This is a genomic window from Vibrio sp. 1F255, from assembly GCF_041439145.1.
Taxonomy (GTDB): Bacteria; Pseudomonadota; Gammaproteobacteria; order Enterobacterales; family Vibrionaceae; genus Vibrio; species Vibrio crassostreae_C.
In genome coordinates this window covers 1-20,009 of sequence record NZ_JBGONQ010000030.1, presented here as the reverse complement: position 1 = coordinate 20,009, position 20,009 = coordinate 1, and the positions used below count along the sequence as shown (strand labels likewise).

21 protein-coding genes and 1 pseudogene are annotated in these 20,009 nt (G+C 43.5%); 8 read left to right on the top strand and 14 right to left on the bottom strand.

The features are described from left to right. Nucleotides 1-82 precede the first annotated feature (82 nt). Nucleotides 83-529 carry a DUF417 family protein gene (locus tag ACED41_RS16270; protein WP_017062655.1) on the top strand — a complete coding sequence of 149 codons (447 nt, stop codon included), beginning with the start codon at nucleotides 83-85 and terminating at the stop codon, nucleotides 527-529. Between the two features lie 115 nt (nucleotides 530-644). Here the strand turns inward: ACED41_RS16270 and ACED41_RS16265 are convergent, their stop codons facing one another. From ACED41_RS16265 to ACED41_RS16235, 7 genes are all read right to left on the bottom strand, one after another. After that, nucleotides 645-1,163 carry a GNAT family N-acetyltransferase gene (locus ACED41_RS16265; protein WP_371725288.1) on the bottom strand — a complete coding sequence of 173 codons (519 nt, stop codon included), beginning with the start codon at nucleotides 1,161-1,163 and terminating at the stop codon, nucleotides 645-647. 69 nt (nucleotides 1,164-1,232) lie between these two features. Then, entirely contained in the window at nucleotides 1,233-1,697 is a 465-nt protein-coding gene (locus ACED41_RS16260; RefSeq protein WP_017062657.1) for an acyltransferase, read from the bottom strand. A gap of 118 nt (nucleotides 1,698-1,815) precedes the next feature. Continuing rightward, the gene (locus tag ACED41_RS16255; RefSeq protein WP_017062658.1) at nucleotides 1,816-1,965 is read right to left on the bottom strand and encodes a hypothetical protein; all 150 of its coding nucleotides are present in this window, start codon (nucleotides 1,963-1,965) and stop codon (nucleotides 1,816-1,818) included. 94 nt (nucleotides 1,966-2,059) lie between these two features. Continuing rightward, a complete protein-coding gene (locus ACED41_RS16250) occupies nucleotides 2,060-2,416 on the bottom strand; it encodes a hypothetical protein (RefSeq protein WP_371725287.1) in 357 nt (118 codons plus the stop codon). 213 nt (nucleotides 2,417-2,629) lie between these two features. Beyond that, on the bottom strand, nucleotides 2,630-3,877 hold the full coding sequence (locus tag ACED41_RS16245; RefSeq protein WP_371725286.1) for a RidA family protein: 1,248 nt from the start codon (nucleotides 3,875-3,877) through the stop codon (nucleotides 2,630-2,632). A gap of 630 nt (nucleotides 3,878-4,507) precedes the next feature. Beyond that, nucleotides 4,508-5,134, bottom strand: a complete 627-nt coding sequence (locus ACED41_RS16240; RefSeq protein WP_371725285.1) for a hypothetical protein — start codon at nucleotides 5,132-5,134, stop codon at nucleotides 4,508-4,510. An 80-nt stretch (nucleotides 5,135-5,214) separates the two neighbouring features. Beyond that, nucleotides 5,215-6,099, bottom strand: coding sequence for an AraC family transcriptional regulator (locus ACED41_RS16235; RefSeq protein WP_017067592.1), 885 nt, complete (start codon nucleotides 6,097-6,099; stop codon nucleotides 5,215-5,217). A gap of 193 nt (nucleotides 6,100-6,292) precedes the next feature. On the opposite strand from ACED41_RS16235, the gene ACED41_RS16230 reads away from it, so the two are divergent. The 6 genes from ACED41_RS16230 to ACED41_RS16205 all read left to right on the top strand — a co-directional run bounded on the left by ACED41_RS16230 (nucleotide 6,293) and on the right by ACED41_RS16205 (nucleotide 12,224). Then, nucleotides 6,293-7,441, top strand: a complete 1,149-nt coding sequence (locus tag ACED41_RS16230) for an iron-containing alcohol dehydrogenase (RefSeq protein WP_371725284.1) — start codon at nucleotides 6,293-6,295, stop codon at nucleotides 7,439-7,441. 225 nt (nucleotides 7,442-7,666) lie between these two features. Then, entirely contained in the window at nucleotides 7,667-8,413 is a 747-nt protein-coding gene (locus ACED41_RS16225; protein WP_065583924.1) for an amino acid ABC transporter ATP-binding protein, read from the top strand. Further along, nucleotides 8,413-9,210, top strand: coding sequence for an amino acid ABC transporter permease (locus ACED41_RS16220; protein ID WP_017062664.1), 798 nt, complete (start codon nucleotides 8,413-8,415; stop codon nucleotides 9,208-9,210). Before ACED41_RS16225 ends, ACED41_RS16220 begins: the two co-directional genes overlap by 1 nt. Nucleotides 9,211-9,222: 12 nt before the next feature. Then, on the top strand, nucleotides 9,223-10,032 hold the full coding sequence (locus ACED41_RS16215; protein ID WP_017067595.1) for a transporter substrate-binding domain-containing protein: 810 nt from the start codon (nucleotides 9,223-9,225) through the stop codon (nucleotides 10,030-10,032). Nucleotides 10,033-10,160: 128 nt separating this feature from the next. Next, nucleotides 10,161-11,087 carry an amino acid ABC transporter permease gene (locus tag ACED41_RS16210; RefSeq protein ID WP_029235910.1) on the top strand — a complete coding sequence of 309 codons (927 nt, stop codon included), beginning with the start codon at nucleotides 10,161-10,163 and terminating at the stop codon, nucleotides 11,085-11,087. Between the two features lie 192 nt (nucleotides 11,088-11,279). Beyond that, nucleotides 11,280-12,224: an ADP-ribosylglycohydrolase family protein gene (locus ACED41_RS16205; protein ID WP_371725283.1), complete on the top strand. Its 945-nt coding sequence runs from the start codon at nucleotides 11,280-11,282 to the stop codon at nucleotides 12,222-12,224. A 60-nt stretch (nucleotides 12,225-12,284) separates the two neighbouring features. Here ACED41_RS16205 and ACED41_RS16200 read toward each other — a convergent pair whose 3' ends face one another. Then, entirely contained in the window at nucleotides 12,285-13,175 is an 891-nt protein-coding gene (locus ACED41_RS16200) for a LysR family transcriptional regulator (protein ID WP_371725282.1), read from the bottom strand. 102 nt (nucleotides 13,176-13,277) lie between these two features. On the opposite strand from ACED41_RS16200, the gene ACED41_RS16195 reads away from it, so the two are divergent. Continuing rightward, nucleotides 13,278-13,889: a LysE family translocator gene (locus ACED41_RS16195; protein ID WP_371725281.1), complete on the top strand. Its 612-nt coding sequence runs from the start codon at nucleotides 13,278-13,280 to the stop codon at nucleotides 13,887-13,889. Nucleotides 13,890-13,957: 68 nt separating this feature from the next. Here ACED41_RS16195 and ACED41_RS16190 read toward each other — a convergent pair whose 3' ends face one another. The 6 genes and pseudogenes from ACED41_RS16190 to ACED41_RS16165 form a co-directional block, all read right to left on the bottom strand. After that, complete coding sequence (locus tag ACED41_RS16190; protein ID WP_371725280.1) at nucleotides 13,958-15,145, bottom strand: DUF1501 domain-containing protein; 1,188 nt, start codon at nucleotides 15,143-15,145, stop codon at nucleotides 13,958-13,960. Nucleotides 15,146-15,153: 8 nt separating this feature from the next. Next, complete coding sequence (locus ACED41_RS16185; RefSeq protein ID WP_102320746.1) at nucleotides 15,154-16,515, bottom strand: DUF1800 family protein; 1,362 nt, start codon at nucleotides 16,513-16,515, stop codon at nucleotides 15,154-15,156. Between the two features lie 140 nt (nucleotides 16,516-16,655). Beyond that, a pseudogene (locus ACED41_RS16180) lies at nucleotides 16,656-17,086 on the bottom strand (GNAT family N-acetyltransferase). A gap of 92 nt (nucleotides 17,087-17,178) precedes the next feature. After that, nucleotides 17,179-17,673, bottom strand: coding sequence for a GNAT family N-acetyltransferase (locus ACED41_RS16175; RefSeq protein WP_017069746.1), 495 nt, complete (start codon nucleotides 17,671-17,673; stop codon nucleotides 17,179-17,181). Nucleotides 17,674-17,745: 72 nt separating this feature from the next. Beyond that, a complete protein-coding gene (locus ACED41_RS16170) occupies nucleotides 17,746-18,084 on the bottom strand; it encodes a zinc ribbon domain-containing protein YjdM (protein ID WP_004731484.1) in 339 nt (112 codons plus the stop codon). A gap of 178 nt (nucleotides 18,085-18,262) precedes the next feature. Beyond that, nucleotides 18,263-19,426, bottom strand: a complete 1,164-nt coding sequence (locus ACED41_RS16165) for a threonine/serine exporter family protein (protein ID WP_004731486.1) — start codon at nucleotides 19,424-19,426, stop codon at nucleotides 18,263-18,265. Between the last annotated feature and the right edge of the window lie 583 nt (nucleotides 19,427-20,009).

The following is a 20,009-nucleotide window of genomic DNA, read 5'->3' as shown; positions in this document are numbered from 1 at the left end:
ATATTAATTATTATTCTCAATGCGAAATTTAATCTGAGCTATTGCGGTCATATTCAGGGAGTTTATTAAATTGAGTACTTTTATGCATGTTCAAACCTATGATTTAAAACAGAGTAATGTGGGATATAACCTAGGCGTGATTGGCGTAGCGTTGGTGTTAGCTTGGATTGGTATTTACAAGTTTACGCCAACCGAAGCAATGCTTATCGAGCCTTTAATCGCAAACCATCCTGCAATGAACTGGCTTTACAATCTGTTCTCAGTACAAGCTGTGTCTAACATGGTGGGTGGCGCGGAGATCATCGTCGCGATTGGATTGATCGTTGGATTTAAGAAGCCGACAGTAGCTTTCTACTCAGGCATTGCTGCATCGGCTATCTTTGTTGTGACACTTAGCTTCCTGGTTACAACGCCAAACGCTTGGAAAGTATCGGATGGCATCTTAGTCACTAACTTCTTCCTAGTGAAAGATATCCTGTTTTTGGCTATCGCGATTAGCGTAATCGAACATAACAAACCTCAGAAGTAACCGTAAATCTAGAAGTGGCCAAACCTAGAAGTAACCTTAAACCTTTAAATAAAAAGACTCGAAGCTGGCTAGAAGGACGCTGCCAGCTTCTAATGTATAAGGCACTGATAGTCACCTAGTCAGCTAAAACCTTACGATAAAAATTAGCATCTTGATGTTCTCCTTTAAACACCGCGTAGCTCTCAACATACTCGACCAATTCAAAACCGGTATTGGATAAGATTTTGTTGGAACCGATATTGCCCACTAACGCATAGGCATCAACATATTTAAGGTTGGTCTGTTCCTCCAAATAGAGTAGAAACTGCTTTACTGCGTTAGACGCAATGCCTTTTGAAGCAAAGGAACGACCTACTCGATACCCTAGCTCTCCACTATGGGCGATCTGGTCGATATCGCGGATGTTGATTCTTCCACAGACAGTGCCATTGGCATCTTTGATCAACATAGGAATCATCTCACCATTCTCGTATTCAGTTAGAAAGCTGGTGATTTGCTCGGTCACACCTGCATTTGAATAGAAGCTATCACCCCTAACTGGAATAAATTGCTCAAACCACTTTCGATTTTCGACCTCAAAATCCAAAAGCGCACTCGCGTCATTCGGTTGAAGTAAGTGTAAAAATACATCCATGACAAATACTCTAATGTTTCCCTAAAAAGCCGCACCTTATGATTCATGAACCACGGCTTATTAATACGGTTACGGTAAACCTCTCAATTTCTTGGCTGGGTTACCTGCGTAGATACCTTTTTCGGTGATGTCTTTCGTTACCACACTGCCCGCGCCGATTACTGCACCTTCGCAAATGCTGACAGACAGAACCGTAGCGTTAGAACCGATCGTGACGTTGTCAGCTATCAAGGTACGCCCCCAACTTTCAGGATTAGGATCTGGCTTGCCCTCTTTGAATAAGTCGTTGGCAAACATGACTCCGTGACCAACAAAGCAGTCACTTCCAATGGTCACATACTCACAGATAAAGGTGTGAGATTGAATCTTGCTTCTCGCACCTATCACGGTGTTCTTTTGAATCTCAACAAAGGGGCCAACGAACACATCATCTTTAAGCTCACAGCCATAAACGTTACTTGGCTCGATGATAGTGACATTCTCGCCACAGGTAATATCAGTAATCTGTGACTTTAATACTCTTGGACTTGCCATACTTCACTTCCTCTCGACATTAGCGTCACAATTCAACCTAAGAGATTGTGCCGTAGCCATTAAAGTGCAGCAAATAGATATGTTGAGAGTTGGCAATGGATCAGAAATTCTGCATAAATTAAAACAGTCCTACCAGCACAACTGACAACAGCACCCCACCGATAAAACTTGGGGCGTGGAATGGCTGAGCTTTAGATCTAACGTACTCTTTTTGAAGGTCTTCTTGGTAAGTTTTAACGGCGAGTTCTTTTACGTAGTTATTTTGCATAATAAGCTCCTTCTTAATCAGTAAGAGAAGCTTAAGACTTGAAGTTAGGTTGAGGTAAAGCAAAAAATCAGATTAATTGAACACTTTATTTTTGTTACTCGAGGATTACCCTGAACACATCGTTATTCACGCCGCCAACATCTACTAACTCTCCCGGTTTCATTAGAAGCGAGGTGTTAAGCTGTCGTGTTGAACGTGGCTCTTTTGTTTCTCGAATCACTAACATATCGACAAAATAGCCAGAGTCTTTCTTTGATATTGAGCCCGAAAACGTAACGCTTTCAACCCTATCGGTAAGGACTGAATTGAATGTTTTATCCTCTAAAACACCTGCGGCGATGGATGTATCACCATAAAATAGCGTGATGGTTGTTGGGTCGGGTACCAACTCTTGATTGGACGAACACCCTATTAGGGTAAGGCATAGCAGTAAAATGGCTCGAAATTGCATAAACTGGTTTTCTTTATTACGTTAAGCGTCCGTTTTTCATATTAAAACACTTCAACCTTATAAATACCATGTTTACGGGATAAGCTTAGGTGTGTCGCTTCGATGGACTTGAGTAATGAAGTGAACGGATCAGATCTCGGCCTGTTGAGTTTGCTCCCTATTTGGAAGCTAAACCGAGATCTGATCGATATTATCGAGAAGGGTTCAATTGATTTATGCAACAACGTCTTGTGGAGGTGTCCCTTCACAGTTAGAAACGACAGCATCAATTTGTACTAAAGCATTCATTGGGATTTCTGAAACCCCGACTACCGTTCTTGCAGGCAGCTCAGCATTAAAGAATGTGGTGTAGACTTCGTTTACCACATCAATATCTGAAATATCCTTAAGTTGAATATTAATTTTCACCGTATCGTCCATGCTATGGTCAACGCTTTCAATTATCGCCTTAATATTGTTTAAACATTGTTCCGCTTGTTCTTTTACCCCGCCAGCAACGATTTCATTTGTTTTCGGATCTAAAGGTAATTGGGCTGAAATATGATTGTAGTGAGAGAAAGCAACAGTATGCGAATAGGGCATGAATGGTGCAGCAACAGTATTATTAGCTTCAATAACCAGTAAGCGAGTGTCTTCTGGTAATTGCGGCGGTGTACCGTCACCATGTGAAACGGATGTATCAATTTGAATTAAAGCGCCCATTGGTAGTTCAGCGGCGTTAACAACGGTACGAGCAGGAACGTAGCTTGGGAAGAATTTAGCACATACTTCATTTACCACTTCCGCATCTGCGATATTTTTCACGTAGATAGTCGTTTTAACCACATCATTCATGACATGACCGATACTCTCTAGAACCGCTTTAATGTTTGATAGACATTGTGCTGTTTGCGCTTCGATACCACCATCAACCAACTCACCTGTATTTACATCGATAGGCAATTGAGCCGAAAGGTTGTTGTAGTGAGAAAAAGCCGCAGTCTGCGTCGATACAGTACTTTGAGGCGCGTTATCTGTATTTCTTGATACCTTAACTAGCGCGCAAGGTGCTTGTGGTTTAGTGCCTTCACCGTTAGAAATGAGAGCATCCATTTGAACCAGCGCATCGCTGCTTGGCAGTGCAGTGACACCCACGACAGTGCGTGTTGGAAGGCTGTTGTGGAAGAAGTTTTTGTAAACTTCATCAATAGCATCGATATCAGAAATATTCTTAACGAAAACATTAATCTTCACGACATCATCCATAACATGGTCGATGCTTTCAACAATCGCTTTAATATTATTCAAACATTGTGCTGCTTGATCTTTAATATCACCGATGACTATTTCACCCGTTTTAGGGTCAATCGGAAGTTGAGCAGAAAAGTTATTATAATGAGAAAAAGCGACCGTTTGTGTAGATACAGAATTAATTGGTGCGTTTTCAGTGTTTCTTGAAATTTTAATGATATCGCTACTCATCGGTATTATCCTTTTAATAAAATAGGTATACGTATTTATATTTAACAATCGTATTTGGAAGAATGATTAAAGTAGCGCCATGTTAAGTGAATTATTTTAGGGTAAACGTGATACCCGTCAGACTCTAAGGTGACTATAAATCAGCAAGTTACAGAATAATTAGTCATCACACGACTAAATATCCGTCACATTTGGCTTTATCAACTGCTAAATTCTCTTTAATTTTTAAACTATTCAATAATCCTGAATACTCTCTCAAGTAGTGTGATAAGTAATTTACGAAATTTAGATGCAGTTTGATAGGTTGTTCACAATAAAATCCCCTTAACCAGTGAGTTTCTAACTTACCGACTTATATCAATGCATAAATTTTTAAGCTAGTTAACTAATTATTTTTGATGAGTGGCTTTATAAAACACACGTTAATAATATGTTTAATGAAAAACACCAATAAGTTAGTAACACTTAAAATTATATACATTTCCTCACATAATCAAACAACTGTGAGACTCGATACAACAGCGTGAGGAAGGTGGTTTGATATTAAGAAGCTAGGCTTTTGGGTATGAAGATGACGTCAACGTTTGACTATTGACTATTGACTATTGACGCCATACTCATGAGTTATTTTTAATTTGAATAACAAGATTTAATAGATGATAAAAGCAAAAACAGTTTGAGGCAGTCTGTTTGGGTATACGGTGTCTCCCTACGACCGTGAACTGATACATGCCGATTTAACAAGGTATCGCATTCATTACTATCAAAATTCACCTTAGAAAACAGAGCTTCCGTAACGTTTGCAATATCGTTTAGCTTATATCTTAGGGAGTAATGGCACTGCTCTGAATTAACTCTGTTCCTTATCCCTGTTACGTAGCGAAGACTTTTGTAGTCACCTCTATTGGCAAGATACATAAGGGATGCTTCAATAATGCTAAACAAACTAGGTATACAAACGTTATAAAAACCTAACTCAAAAGCCTTAATACATTCTTTCAACATATCGCTGTGAGGTGAAATTATTAACTCAGTTTCTCTTTCCAGTTCCAACAAAATTAGAGTATCGAACCTTTGTTTTAAAAGTATTTCTATCGCCTCAAGATCAGTTAATCCACTTTCGCGTACGAACATGAATAGCTCATCTTCTATAAGGTCTGAAGTAATACACCAACCATGATTTTTTAGATTTTCGCTGCCCAACCATAGAGCGCGCTCTATGATATTCTGAACAAGTTCAAGTCTATCTTTATCCATATTAATTCCGTCGTTTCCAACTAAATATTTAACAACCTATCAGACAGAGAGCACTTTTCAGCCATTCGTATAAAGGAACACTAAACAGCTCTTGGGGTGGTATTGAAGTGGCGCTTAAATTCGCGGCTAAATTGAGATGGGCTGGAGTAACCGACTCGACGTGCAGCATCACTAATACGAAGGCCTTCTAGTTGAATCAGCTCTTTGGCTTTATTAAGTCTAACCTTTTTCAAGTATTGAAGAGGTGATTCAAAGGTGACATTACGGAATGCATTGTGGAAGGCAGACACGCTCATGTTGGCTTCGTCAGCAAGCGATTGAACGGTGATGGTTTGGTCGTACTCTTCATGCACTTTAGACAGCGCTTTGGCAACACGTGCGTAATGGCCATCATGATGAGCTAAATCAAACAGCACACGCCCTTCTGAACCGGTTAATGCGCGGTAGACAATCTCCGTTACCATGGCATCGCCCAATATGTTGGCCTCAATGTCGCAATGCAGCGTTTTCACCAATCGGGTAAAGCTCTCTAGCATTTGCTCTTCCATTGGCGTCGATTCTAAGCCACTCGAGTTCTGTTTGTGCTTGTTGCAGTAGCTCTCTAAGAAGCCTTGATCTTCGAGCTTTTTGACTAAGCTATGCAAGCGTTGAGAATCAATGCTAATCGACAAGCCAAGCAATGGTTCACCATTAACAGGCAAGGCTTCGCACTCTAACGGCATTGGCACACCCACCACAAGATAATCACCTGCAGCGTAAGTCACTGGCCTTTCGCCAATGTAGATGTTCTTTTTACCCTGTCCGAGCATGATAATGCCAGACTGGTAAGTAAATGGCTGACGCTGATTCCCTCCACTGCTTCTATACAACCACACACCGCTAATTTCAGTTTCTCTGATCCCTTCAAGGTCATCCCAACCTTTGTGTTCTACATAAGACTGTAACAACTGCGCGAGTGTTTTCATAAGTGGCGACTTTCCATTCCAAGTGCTAAGAGTAAGTAAGCTAAAGCAGAGAAAGAATATCAATTTTGTAGAAATAGGCAATTTATTTGGAGGATCAGCTCTTCATCACCCTAGATTACTGTACTAATATGCAAATATAGAAATTGAGCAATCAAATAAAATAACAAATTGAGCTTTACACAAGGAATCTCTAATGCAATTCACTTACGTTAACCCTACAGTTATCCACTTCGGCCAAGGCCAAATCAACGCTATCAGCCAAGCGGTTGATACTTCGAAGAAAGTACTAGTCATCTACGGTGGCGGTTCAATCAAAAGCAACGGTGTTTACGACCAAGTTGTCGCTTCTCTCAAGGATCACGCTTGGATCGAGTTCGCTGGTGTTGAAGCTAACCCAACGAAAGAGACGCTAGATAAAGCCGTCGCTCTTGTTAAAGAAGAAAACGTAGAATTCATTATCGCCGTTGGCGGTGGTTCAGTAATCGACGGTTCTAAATACGTTGCTGCAGCGGCTAAATACGACGGCGACGGTTGGGATATCCTAGCGGGCAAACACCAAGTTACTGAAGCAACTCCTATTGGTGCGGTACTGACACTTCCTGCGACAGGTTCTGAATCTAACATGGGTGCTGTAATCACTCGTAAAGAGACTCAAGAGAAACTGGCGTTCATGAACCCTGCAGTACAACCTAAGTTCGCGGTTATGGATCCAGATGTAATGAAGTCTCTACCTGAACGCCAGCTGATCAACGGATTAGTTGATGCGTGGGTTCACGTATGTGAGCAATACATCACGATGCCAACAGACGCAATGGTTCAAGACGGTTACGCAGAAACACTGCTTAAGAACCTACTTGTACTGGGTAAGCAATACGACGAGCGTGACAACGATGCATGGCGTGCAAACCTAATGTGGACAGCAAACCAAGCGCTTAACGGCCTGATTGGTACAGGTGTTCCTCAAGATTGGGCAACTCACATGATTGGCCACGAATTCACTGCACTATGGCACGTAGACCACGCACGTTCGCTTGCGATTGTTCAACCTTCACTACTTCGTAACCAAATCGAAGCGAAACGTGGCAAGCTAGAGCAAATGGGTCGTAACGTATTTGGCTTAGAAGCGGGTGCTGATTTAGCAGAACGCACAATCGCTGCAATCGAAGCGTTCTACCACAGCCTAGACGTAGCAACCATGTTCGACGGCTACGAAACAAACAAAGCAACGGCGATTGACAATGTTGTTGCTCAACTTGAATCACACGGCTACCTACAACTTGGTGAGAACCAAGCAATCACGCCAGAGAAAACACGTGAGATTCTAGAGTCTGCGATTCACTAAGAATCGGGAAAATAGAGAGAAAGTAAAGATATTGGTCATACAACGATGAATTTTCACATCTGACTGAACCCATTACTTTTTTCTTTCGTACAACAGAAGCAGCGTTCATTTTGGGCGCTGCTTTTTAATTTGCCCTACAAGATGCTATTAAATTCTCATAAGTCCCTAATTTTATGTGCAATCATATTTCTATATTGTTAAGGTAAACCTGTCTCTTTACTAGGTATGAACAACGATTTGAACAATCTCAAGGAAATGGTTAAGTTTAAGTCACTTAACAAGTGGTATGGTGATTTTCATGCCCTAAAGGATATCGATTTAAATATTGAACAAGGAGAGATAGTGGTGATTTGCGGGCCGTCTGGTTCGGGTAAATCAACCTTGATCCGTTGTATCAATCAGCTAGAACCTTTCGAAAGTGGCGAACTTTCCGTGCTAGAAAAAGTACTCCCGGGTAAGTTCAACACACCGGGCCAAGTCGGAATGGTGTTTCAGCACTTTCATTTATTCCCCCATCTTACCGTGCTTGAGAACCTTACTCTTTCTCCAATTCGTACGCTTAAAAAAAGCAAACAAGAAGCCGAAAAGATAGCAATGCACTATCTCGAGCGTGTGCACATTGCAGAACAAGCCAACAAATACCCAGTGCAACTTTCTGGCGGCCAGCAACAACGTGTGGCTATCGCCCGTTCTCTGTGTATGAAGCCGGAATTACTCTTGTTCGATGAACCCACTTCAGCGCTTGATCCGGAGATGATCAACGAAGTACTCGATGTGATGGTTGAACTGGCGAGCGAAGGCATCACCATGGTGTGTGTCACCCACGAAATGGGCTTTGCAAAACAAGTGGCCGACCGCGTTATCTTCATGGATGAAGGACAAATTGTGGAATCGAATACCCCACAAGCGCTCTTTGAAAACCCTCAACATGAACGTACTCAAGCGTTCCTAAATCAGATCCTGACTTATTGATGTTGATTCGAATTATTAAACCAGCCCTTTCCGCTCTAATACAAATTGTTGTACTAGTGGCCGCTGTTGTCTGGATTCTCGATTCTGGTGCACAAACCATGGGATACAGCTGGCAATGGGAGCGCGTGCCGGACTATATTGCTTTCTATGAAGATGGCGAATGGTGGCCTGCAGAGTTAGTTGAAGGGCTACTGGTTACCATCAATATCTCTCTGATTTCTTTGGTCGCGACACTGATCATCGGCTTAACGACGGCGCTATTGAGAAACTCAAATTCTGTGGTTGGACGCACCTTGGCCACCAGCTATGTTGAGTTGATTCGTAACACGCCGTTATTAGTACAAATTTATTTGCTCTATTTTGTGTTTGGCCCCGTGTTAGGGCTGGATCGTTTTAGCACTGCCGTTTTGGCCTTGGCACTTTTCCAAGGTGCTTACACCGCCGAAATCTTCCGTGCTGGTTTAAATGGTATTGCGAGAGGACAATTTGAAGCAGCTCAATCTTTGGGTTTATCAAAGACCTATACTTACTGGGATGTGATTCTTCCTCAGGTGGTGCAACGCACCTTGCCACCTTTGACTAATGAAGTGATCTCTCTTATCAAAAACTCTTCGATTGTGAGTGTCATGGCTATCTTTGACCTAACAACCGAAGCCAGAAACATAGTTTCTGAAACCGCGATGCCATTTGAGATTTGGTTCTCTGTGGCGATCATTTACCTTGCACTTACACTTTCACTTTCTGCCGTTGCAGCTTGGCTTGAGCATAAGCTCGGAGCTAACTGGCGAACACAATAAGGATTTATCAGCATGAAGCTATTTAAAACCGCAATTACAGCCCTACTTGCGCTTGCCGTCAGTTTGCCTGCACTTGCTTCTGAAACGCCTAACCTAGACAAAATAAACGAACGTGGCTCTCTACGCGTTGGTATGTCGACATTTGTTCCTTGGGCGATGCGTAACAAACAAGGCGATCTTGTTGGCTTTGAAATCGATGTAGCAAAACGTCTTGCTGAAGATTCTGGCTGGAAAGTTGAATTCGTACCGACGGCATGGGATGGCATTATTCCTTCTCTACTTTCGAACAAGTTTGATGTAATCATTGGCGGTATGTCTATCACTGAAGCTCGCGCTAAAAGCGTATTGTTCACTGAACCTTACTCGCACTCTGGCGTTCAACTGGCAGCGAATAAAGAGCTAGCAGAAGGTTTTACACAAATCTCTGATTTTGATTCTCGCCGTGTAAAAATTGCAGCGCGTCGTGGTGCATTCACAGTGCAAGTAGCTCGTGAAACCTTCCCTAAAGCGAAAGTTCTACAGTTCGATGACGATGCTCAAGCATTCCAAGAAGTATTAAACGGCAACGCACACGCGGTTATCGCGTCTAGCCCGAAACCAGAACACGAAGCGATTAAAAACGCAGACACGCTATTTATTCCATTCGAAGAACGCCTATCAAAAGGTAATGAAGCATTTGCAGTTCGCCTAGGTGAAACTGACAAGACAGAATTCTTCAACGAGTGGATCAAAGCACGTACTGAAGACGGTTGGTTGAAAGAGCGTTACGAGTACTGGTTCTCTACTCTAGATTGGCAAGACCAGATTGCTCAAGGTCAGTAATCAGAACTTTTGCTAGTGAATCGAGGCAGTGCATTGTTTGCGCTGCCTTGTTAAAAACAACGAGATAGCTATGACCTCATAGCCACCTCTCACAACACATCAATTATTATCGTTTAAACAGGAATGACGTGAGTAGTACTAGCGCATTAACAACACCTAAGCCCAACGTTCATATGAAGCCTTGGTATCAACGCCTTAACCTTTTAGATGGCGTGTTACTAGCTGTCATTTGTGTGTTTGCAGGCTGGCTTTATTATCGTTCCGCTGTTGGTATTAACTACCAGTGGCGCTGGGAAGATGCGTTTACCCTGATTTTCATTCCGCCTTCTCAAGGCAATATTCCTTACTTTTTCCAAGGCTTGATCGCGACACTGCGCTTGAGTGTTTGGAGTATGGTGTTAGCACTCTCTTTTGGTACATTACTTGGCGTTGCAAGGCACTCTAAAATCACTTTCTTTCGTACCCCTGCACTGATTTTTATCCAGTTGGTTCGAAATATTCCGCCGCTGGTGTTTGTCTTCATATTCTATTTTTTCGTTTCAAACCAACTGATTCCATTACTTGGTTTAGAAAGTATCTTGCGTGAACACAACGGCGATATTAACGCTGTTCAAGCCTTTCTGTTTGGTCCTGCTAACCTTTGGGAAAACTTGGCGTCTGGTGTTATCTGTATCGGTTTGCTCTCTTCGGCTTACATCGCAGAAGTGATTCGAGCTGGCTTAGAAAGTATTCCAAAAGGCCAATGGGAAGCGGCCGATTCACTCGGCTTATCGGCATTGTCTAAGTATCGATTTGTGGTTGGCCCGCAAGTATTAACGGCCATCACACCGCCATTGGCTGGCCAAGCAATCTCTTTGGTTAAAGACACGTCGATTGTGTCTCTGATTTCTATCCAAGAGATGACTTTCGTTGGTACTGAAATGGCAAACTCGTCAGGTTTGATCTTCGAGATCTGGCTGATTGTAGGCTTCGTATATTTTGCTTTATGCTTTGTGCTTTCGCGTCTGTTCAAAGTGATTGAGCAACGTTCTAGTGCTTACCTTAACCATCAGTAACGTCATTAATAAGAAGTACCGACTCGCCCAGCTATTCATCACCCTTACCCATTTCACCTGATTGATTTAAGTTATTGATCAGTCGGGATTTATTCCTTCATATTTCTTCTTAGAAACACAGCAAAATGCTCGGCTAATCACTATACTTAACGTATCGAACTACGTTGATTCATCTCAAGGACATCGCTCAACATGGACAATCATAAAGAAAGAGCTTTTTACGCCGTTGTCGGCGCATTAGTTGGAGACGCTGCTTCAATGGGGCTGCACTGGCTATATGACCAAGAGAGGATCTTACACGTAGCAGGTTTTGAGCCAGAATTTCGCTCACCGAATCAGTTCGATTATCAAGACAAGGGCTACTTTGCTCACCAAGGAAAAACCGCAGGTGAACAATCACAGTATGGTGCTCAGCTATTGGCGATGGTCGACAGTTTAGTCGACAACCAACAGTACGATGAAGCGAGCTACATCAAGCACTTCCGATTCTGGTTTGATTTTGGTGGTAGTTGGCGAGGCTATATTGATAAAGCGACTCGTATGAGCTTGCTGAACATACATAAACTAGAGCTAACAGAAGCTCCAATCACAGCCTGTGGCGCTGATGACACCCAGCTCCCCGCAGTCTCAAAGATCATTCCATTAGTGGCGTGTACTTACACCTCTCACACCTTACCTGCAATGGTAGAGAGTGCGGTACGAGTCACTAATAATAATGATAAAGCGGTAGAGTGGGCACAAGCCATCACCCTACTGATTCAAGCCGCGATACAAGGCAATTCACCATTACAATCAGTAGAGATGGTACGACAAACCTGCAGCAAGTTTATACACGATCAAATCGATGAAGCCCTCTCAGCGCCTGAGCTTTCAATAACAGATGCCGCGAAAAAGTTCGGGTTGCATTGCGAATTGAGTGCCGCGTTCCCGCTGCTGATTCGCATCATTGCTGGCGCTCAGAGCTTTAAACAAGGTATCCGCGACAACATTTTATGTGGGGGCGATAGCTGCGGGCGTGCGATCGTGATTGGCGCGGTATTAGCGGCTTGCTTCTATGAAGAAGCCGGAGCGATTCCAACAGAATGGTTAAACCAAGTCGAACTCAATGGCGGCGTGCTGTCTTTACCTATTGAGTGATTTCCACAATAACGAACTAGAGTCTGACATAAGACAAGTAAACTTCTAGGTCGAAGACTGTCATTCCTTTAAGGTTGGAACACACTGCGATAACTCATTTTTCAGCCAAACCACAAACGGGCTTTCTGGCTCATCGCGCTTGTTATCTTGTGTGAGCAATATGTACTGATGACCGGAAGGCACAAAGCCGAACGGTGCGATTAAGTTGCCTCTATTCAAATCATCAACCACCAATGGATAAGAACCAAGAGCCGCTCCTAGCCCATCAACAGCCGCTTGAAAGCAGAAATAGAAGTGTGCAAAGGTCTGGTTTGATATAGTTTGTGACACCAATCGGCGATCAAATTCACTATCTTTGGTGATGGATGCCCAGTGGCTCCAAGCGTTTGGTCGCGTGCTGCTGTGCAGTAATTTTACATCGGCTAGCTTGTCTTTGACCTGTTGCCAGTAATCAGGCGAGAACACAGGGCCAACCCACTCTTCAACTAACGGTATCTGTTTGTAATGCTCGGTTACGTTGAAGTCGTCTCGGCGAATCGCCATATCTAATCCAGTTGCGCCTAATGTCACAGGCCCACCTGCGGTAGACAATCGAACATCAATTCCGGATTCGTTATAGAAATCACCGAGTCGAGGCATTAACCAACGCATGGTCAATGTGGGTTCGCATGAAACTTCCAACGCTTGATGATTCAGCTGATTAAGCTTATGGACTCCAGTGTCCAAGGCTTGGAACGCTTGCTCTGTGTAACCTTTGAGTAATTCCCCTTCTTTGGTGAGACACACATTCCTGCCCTGTTTGTAGAACAAAACTTGGGATAAGTGATTTTCCAATACCTTGATCTGCTTACTCACCGCGCCATGTGTGATATTGAGTTTATCCGCCGCTTCACTGTAACTACTCGAATGCGCTGCTACGTGGAAAATATGAAATGCTTTCAAATGTCTCATGTGTGATTTTTTCTCACAGATAGGTAGAATTCATTTCGATTATAGGCAGCAATAAAAAACCATACAATGCTGGCTCATCAAATATAAAGAGTTGGAGTCATTATGGAGTGGTTAAGCCTAGCAGTATTGGGACTATTGATTGTTATCAGCCCAGGCGCTGATTTCGTTTTAGTTTTGAAAAACAGTGTCAACCAAGGAAGACAAGCAGGGATTTGGACTGCAATCGGTGTGAGTTTAGCGATTTGTGCTCACATCAGTTATTCAATGCTTGGGATCAGTTACTTAATCTCACAGAATGAGCAGCTGTTTGACATGATTAGATACGCAGGTGCAACCTACCTTATTTATCTAGGGCTAAAAGGTATCTTGAGTGCAGACAACAAGCTTGCACCGATGGAAGATGCAAAGCAAAGCACCAGTGTTTGGCGCTATTTAGCCCAAGGCTTCTTATGTAACGTGCTCAACCCAAAAACCATGTTGTTCTTTTTGAGCATCTTCAGCCAAGTCATCTCACCTGATGCAGAAAACCAGCATGTCGCGCTCGGCTATGGGCTTTACATGATCGTTCTTCACGGTTTATGGTTTGGCGTTGTCGCTATGCTGTTTACTTCGAATACATTGCAAAAGCATCTATTGAGAGCAAAGAAAAGGCTTAATCAAGCATGTGGATTTGGCTTAGTGACGTTCGGAGCACTGTTGGCGATTAAATCGTAAACAAGCGAGTCACAAATAGAGAGCGATTCAAACGACTGAATCGCATCTAACTGGGTCTTGGTAAAACTCTAAACAAGATTCATCGGTCTAATATCGGCACTATCAGGGAAGATAGCGTTGAGTTGTTTCACTTCTATCGATAAATGTCGGTTGAGCACACCCTTGATAACCGAACGCATATCAGTCGTTGGACTAAGGTCTCGGCCTTCATATAGCTGGCTTTGGCTCAAGCCCGGCCAATTGGTAATAACCTTACCACCCGCTCCTTTCAACGATGGCAGCGCACCACCCGCAACAAACATGACGTTGCCGGTGCCATGGTCGGTTCCTTTAGTGCCATTTTCTTTTGCTGTTCGACCAAATTCACTGGCCGCGATGATCACTGTCTTCTGCCAACGCTCACCTAGTGAAGCTTTGAGAGCCGCTAACCCAACATCCAAAGTTTTAAGCTGATTACTCAACCGTCCATTTACGTTGCCTTGATTGGCGTGAGTGTCCCACCCACCGAGTTCTAACGCTGCGATGTTTGGTCCGTTATCAGCCGACAATATGTCGCCTGTTTTACCCATCAATGATTTAAACTGTTTGCCGACACCTTGGTCTCCCACCAGTTGATCTATCTTCATGACACTTTCAAAGTTTGAAGACAGCATTTGGTCACTTTGAAACAACTCTTCCAGCAATTCCGTTTGTTTATCGCGTGTTTTTAAGCGGTTTGGGTACCAACTTGCCACGGTCGATTCGCCCTGCATGATGAGTGGTAAGCCCGAATCAATCGCAATTCCATCGTATTTTTCTGAGCTCAACGTGAGTAAACGGTTAATCCACCCTACGGTGTTAAACGGGTCGGAAGTACCATTCTCTAATATCTTCTGTCCATCAAAATGTGAACGCTCACGATAAGCGGTTGAACAAGCGTGTACAAAGCTGAGTTCGTTACTCTCATACCATTGATGGCACTGCTTTAGAGATGGATGAAGCCCAAAGAAATCATCCAACTTCACTAGCTGTTCAGGTTTTAATCCGATGTTGGGTCTCAAATTAGAGTAATCCGGATCGGCATGCGGCACTACAACATTTAAACCATCCATCGCGCCACGCAGTGATACCCAAATGAAGATATTGTCTGAACCTGTTTTGGCAAAGCTTGGAGATGGCAGCATCGCACTGACGCCAACAGCCGCCGCAATACCCATGAACTGGCGGCGGTTAATACTATGTGGCGCTTTATTCTGAGAACAATTTGACTTTTTCATACCCACTCCTAACGATATTGAAACTGCGGACTTAGCCACAACAGGGAAAGTTGCATTGCAGCGCTGTCGGCTTTGTTCAATACAATTTGGGTGTGTTCATCAATAGCATCGCCATATAAACCCGCGATCACTTTATCCACTACCGCTTTCGGCTTAACTCCTGACGCTTTAGCCGATTTTATTGCAGCAGACGCAAGCCTATTCGCAACTTGCATACGTTGAGTCAACGCCGAAGGGCTATTGTAGTCTCTGTCTTGATCCGACCAGCCTGCAGGTGAACCCGGTTTAAAAGGAGGCTGCCCTAAATTGTTGAGTGCATTGAATGCCTGTTTCTCGTTTAAAGAAATATCGGCACTACGAAGAACGGCAAACAGCCACTCCTTCGGCGGTCTAAAACGATTAGGGTTAGGTTTACTCGCCTCAGCACTGTTCAATAACAAGCGATAAACAGGCAGTAAATTCCCCTCGCCTCTCAGATATTCAGCAACCATTTGCTCTGAGAGTTCTTTAGGTATGTCGCCAATGAAATGCTGGCACAGCTTACCAACCAAGTACGCAGCAGTGTCTTTGTGGGTCGCTAAGGTTTTTAAACACGACTCTCCTTGCGAGACGCCGGATTGAGAATAAGCCTTTCCAAGCAGTGTGATACTTCCTGGCTCATGCAGGTTATTAGCAAATCGAAACCCAGCATCAGGAGATTTGAATTTAATGCCCCAGCCTGAAATCGCTTTTGCTAAGGCAATGACGTCTTGCTGAGTGTAAGAACCGTCAACGCCAAGAGTGTGGAGTTCTAAGATCTCACGAGCGAGGTTCTCATTGAGCCCCTTATTACGGCGCTTTCCGACTTTTGAATTGGGACCAATCGAGAGTTGATTGTCGAGATACAGAAGCATCGCAGGATGTTTAGAAGAAGCCATCAGCATCTCGCCAAAGTTACCATTCCAATGCTGGCGAACCACATCGTTTTCAATGCTGGCGGCCAAGGGCATCAGTTTTCGATTATCGACCGAGATGGCGAAGTGATTGCTCCAAAACTGAATGATGCGCTCTTGAAAACCATAAGGAGTTTCAACACTTTGTAGGTGGCGAGCTTGAGCTTGTTGTCGATACTGCGTTCGAAGAAAAGACTGCGCTTCTTTCTTCGTGGCTTGCATCTGTTGTTCGTCACCCTTGGCCTTCATTCGTTGTACACGATTCTCTCCTACTTTAATCAGAGTAGATTCAGTACTCGGTAAGTCTTGTATAGCTTGGTGAACGAATGGCTTTTTATCCAACTGTTCTACAGGAGAATAATAGGTTGTTTGACCTAGTTTTGGCCCAAAGCCAAACCTTTGTTCACCCACGATTTTTGAAGTCGGGTAATAATTCATTGCACACTCCCTTACGCTCGATCTTTTCTAAGTGTAATCGCTTAGTCATCAAGCATAGGGAGCTTTACAAGGTTTTACGTTAGATAAGTGTCAGGTGCCTATCAAGTTACCGACACGGTGTGATCATTTTGAATGAGTGTCTATTTACGCCACATATAGACAAACTGCTCGTTTTGCGAGGTGATTTCAAAGCCAAACCTCAAGTACAACTCCCCAACTCGATTACCTTGCAGGTAACAAAGTTCGACGGGTTTATTGAGGCTGTCAGCCTTAGTAAGCAATCTTTCAGTACTTGGCTGCCGATGCCCTTTCCATGATACTCAGGCAATAAGAAGAATCGGCAAAAATAGAAGTACTCGCCTTTGTCTTGCAACAACACACTGCCAATCGCTTGACCTTGATATTCAATGATTTCAGGCCGTTCTTCTGCCCACTCTTCAGCGTGTATATCTCGTTGAACCTGCTCATCCCAGCCAAATACGGCCTTGATAGGTTCGAACTCAGCGGCCCTCTTGAGCTCAAACAGAAATTCATAATCTGATGACTGAGCCGGTCTTGTTGAATACTTCAAAATACCTCCAACAATAATTGGCTATGGTTTCATTTTCGTTTAAGCCGGAATTCAGAGCCCCAGACACAACCAAAAATGCCACGCTTAAATGTTCATTTTGGTTCTAGTTGGTAACGTAAGACTTCGTGTTTATCTTGCTCTGAATAAAAGGTATTCAGGAATTGTCCACCGCACTTCTCTATCACCTTTTGCGAAGCAATATTGCCCCTCTCACACGTAATAATAGCGCTTTCGGTCAATACGTGTCGTTGAACCCAAGACAACATATGACTTGCGATACCCCGCCCTCTGGCTTGTGGCAGCGTCTCATATCCGATATGTCCAATAACATCGTGAATGTGCGGACTGGTACCATGACGAACTCTTATGACACCAAGGATTTGACCAGAGTCGATACAAAAATACGTAGAAGCAGGCGTCCACCCTTCTGGCAAACCCTCGCCTTTTGAATAAGCAATTCGTCTTTCTAAATAGGCATCACTGCCATCGGAAATCCCCGTGTAAATATCTACCCCATCCTCAGCGCAAGCGTTCACATAGTAATGAAAGGCCGTTGAATGTGAAAGAGCAGCTTTAACCATGTCCATATGATGTTGATTCTCCAACGGCTTCTACGCTATTTAGTTCAGGAGCGACTCGCAATTTTGACCTATTATCGACTACTGCTTCTTAACGTACTTCGCCGTAACCAGCATTTCACCGCCACCATCCAGCTTGCAATCTAGTTGGTGATCTTTGCCTTCATTGATGCGTCGAATCACAGCTTTAGTACCAATTTTCAATACGCTAGAACTGCCTTTAATTTTTAGATCTTTAATGAAGGTAACTTTATCGCCACTTTCCAATACAACGCCATTCACGTCCTTAACACGCGCGGCTTCTCTTTCTAAACGCTCTTCTTCTGGGTTCCATTCGTAGGCGCACTCAGGGCAGATTAGGTTGTTTTGGTCTGGGTAAACATATTCAGATTGGCATTGCGGGCAAGGAGGTAGAGACATACGTTAATACTTAATTTAAATAGAATTTGTTCCATTTTAATGGCTCTTGTCAGGCTTAGCGAGCATAAATCTAACAAGTTTTACGGAGAGCTAATTGTCTTCAAAAAGAGCAGCACCTAAAACGAACAAACACAGCCGCTAAGCTGTGTTTGTTTAAAGGTTTGAAAAGCGGAACGGCTTAACGTTCGACTTTTGGTGAGTAAATCGAGTAAGCGGTAATTTGCCCTGCCACGATTGCCGAGAACATGAATAACGCCGATAAACCAATACTCGGGATAGGCAAAATCGATTGTTCAAACACCGACTGGCTGGCACTCACTAATACTCGGCTACCCGGAACCAAGATGATGATCCCTTGCACGATATAAATAGAACCCGTGAGCTCCATCTTCTTGGCAATCCAAGTTCCGTACAAAGTAATAAGAACCGTCGTCACCCAAGTGCCGACAACCCAACCACTATCAAAACCTAGATAGAATGGGCCCCACATACCGAGAACGGCAACTGGCAAACCAAGTAAGATGTCTTTAGGGCGAGCATTGAACATCACACCGATAGACACAGAGATCAGCACCAAGCCAGATATGTGCATCCACATCGGTACCGCGTTGGTATAGTCGATGGAGACCGCTTGTCCCCATATCGCTTCACCGATGTTGAGCCCCATGATAATCCCGACAAACAGCTTAATCAGGGTTAAGGCGCTCTGCCCTAGCAAGCTGGTACCAGAAACCAAGTCATTAAACGCCAAACATTCTAATGCGTTAGCTATGGATAACCCGGGGACAAACAAGACAATCGAGGCGATACACAACGCCCACACCGGAATCGGCAACCCTGTGCTCGCCAGAAACGCCACGAAGATACCAGTTAGCAGTGCCGAGATGAACTCAACCGCGATAGCACGACGTGAATGAAGAACTTGCTGACATACCCACACCATCAAACCCAATAACGCAGAAAAGCCCACCGCTTCCAACGTACTGCCCACCAGCATCAAATACGCTGGCGGAATTCCCATATTGGCAAGTGCAGTCACAAATTTTGAGTAACCGACAGGTTCTGGTACAGGCTCACTGCTTGGCTGGTTAATACGAATGATCGTATTGGCCAACAAACTCAGGTTAATTGACGCAGGCTTTAGACGCTTAAGAATAACGGCGTTGTTATCGTCTGGAAATTGATAGTTAATCGCAGTTGGCGTTGCTTGGATCATCACATCCACACCATGCTTTTTTGCATAGAATTGAGTGTATTTCTCTAGCTTGTAAGGAGCACAGCCACTGCGGTGAAGAGTGTCACCAATTTCAACAATTTTGTTAATTCGGAACTGAGAAGGCATGGGAATTTTAGGGGAGACAAAATGTGCGGCAAATGTACCAAACGATAGACGGAATGACGAGACTTTTGCGTGAATTATCAACTGAACTCGTTACTTTTTTCTGCAAAGGCTTAGAAGTGCCTATAACTCTACTCATTTGGGATTAGTTTACTGAATGTTTTGACTGGCTGATAAGTTAAATTTATGCATTCTGATTGTTATTAACGGACGCCAAAACACGATTAAAAATCAGTTTATATTAACACTCAAAGTTCCTTAATTTACATGGATTTTATGACAAGCTAACACCAACAAACTGGTTTATAAATCAAACCAAATTTGTCACAGAAATAGCGGGGGATTTTCCATTGTTTCTCGCCCTCCGTTTAGCGAGAGTTTAGTCACATTTTATTCACTGTGAAAACGCCGAACATGATTGAAAAACTAGCGGTGTGGTGGTTATGCGAGCACTTAGAATAAAAATGAAAGAAAAAGGTTTCGTTTTCAGTTAGATGTGGCATTATCACTCTCGTTAAGACGATGTGCGTACATCGTATAATGGCTATTACCTCAGCCTTCCAAGCTGATGATGCGGGTTCGATTC